General features: G+C 70.9%; 2 protein-coding genes. One reads left to right on the forward strand and one right to left on the reverse strand.

The annotated features are described in order from the left end of the window. A partial coding sequence (locus tag A5692_RS16540; protein WP_068057752.1) for a TetR/AcrR family transcriptional regulator occupies window positions 1-610 on the reverse strand: 610 nt, incomplete at its 3' end. 143 nt (window positions 611-753) lie between these two features. On the opposite strand from A5692_RS16540, the gene A5692_RS16545 reads away from it, so the two are divergent. Beyond that, window positions 754-1353 (forward strand): TetR/AcrR family transcriptional regulator (locus tag A5692_RS16545; RefSeq protein WP_231984345.1); only part of this gene is annotated, 600 nt, incomplete at its 3' end.

The raw sequence follows: 1353 nt of genomic DNA on the forward strand, positions 1-1353 counted from the left end.
CGAGCAACGTTCCCCGGATCAATTTCTTGGCCGCGTCCAGCGCGGCGTGATAGTCCCGGGGCGGCGACGTGGCCGCCAGCTCCGTCAACCCATAGATCAGCGCGTAGACGGCCTCGACGATGCCGTTGCGGTCGGCCCGGTGCGCGAGCTCGCCCCGGCGGTAGGCATCGTCGATGACACCCTCGATGATTCCGCGAAACACCTGGAAGTCGGCCGCGAGCCGCGAATCGCGGGCGACAGCGCCTTCGGCGCGGATCACCCACTCGAAGGCGGCAAGATCGGGATACTCGCGCATGAGCCGGCCCGATTCGTCGAGCACCGCCTCGATGCGGTCGACGGCGGTCCCCGGGCGCGCGGCGGCCGCGCGCAGCCGCGGCAACGCGACGTCCGTGCGCGCCGCTATCGCGGCGTTGATCAGCTCCGCCTTGTTCGGGAAGTAGTGGTACAGGCTTCCGCTGGTGATGTTCGCCGCCCGGGCGATCTCGCGAATCGTGGTGCGCGAATAGCCATTCTCGGCCACGCATCGCATCGCGGCGGTGATGATGCGGGCCCGGGTCTGCTCACCGTCGGCACCCACCGGGCGGCCCAATCGCGGCGGCGTGGCGCTCATGCGGCGGGAAGCACGTGGCAGCTCCGTCCATCACGCACTACGCACCTCCGCGGCGAAGCCGGAACTAATCGATCACTCGATTATATTCGACTGTGTCGGGCACCGAGAGCCGGCGGACGGGACGCGCGAGTGAGGACAGCACGGTGACGCGGGCGCAACGGGGACGTCCGGTCGGTGCCAGCGGCGAGGAGACGCGGCAGCGGATCGTCGTTGTCACCATGCGCTGCGTGGCCGAGGTCGGGTACGCGGGCGCCACCATCCGTGAGATCGCCCGGGCTGCGAACATCACCAGCGCCAGCCTCTACAACTACTTCCCGAACAAGTCCGAATTGCTGGACGCGGCCGTCGAGGACATCGAGCGCATCGCGGTGCCGCGGCTGCGAGCCGCCGCCGCGGGTTCCGGCGGCGTGGTCGAGCGCATCGCGGCGGTGCTGGACGAGGCGAGCCGGCTGATGCGCGAGCATCCGCATCTGGCCGCATTCGATCGCGCGGTCCGCGCGGAAAGCGACGAGCACCCGGGCCGCGGCCGACCGGAGTACCCCGGGCTGAAAGCGTTGCGCGACACCGTCGCCGAGATCATCGGGGACGCCCGGGCCCGAGGCGCGCTGCCCGCCGACACGGAGGTGCGGGCCGCGGTCGACGCCATCTACGCGCTGACTCGCGGGCTGACGGAGCGGGCGGCCAGTCTGGGCCCGGAGGCTTACGCGGCCACGCTCGCCTCCGCCAAGGACTTGGTCAGGGGG

Source organism: Mycobacterium sp. E342 (assembly GCF_001667665.1).
Classification (GTDB): domain Bacteria; phylum Actinomycetota; class Actinomycetes; order Mycobacteriales; family Mycobacteriaceae; genus Mycobacterium.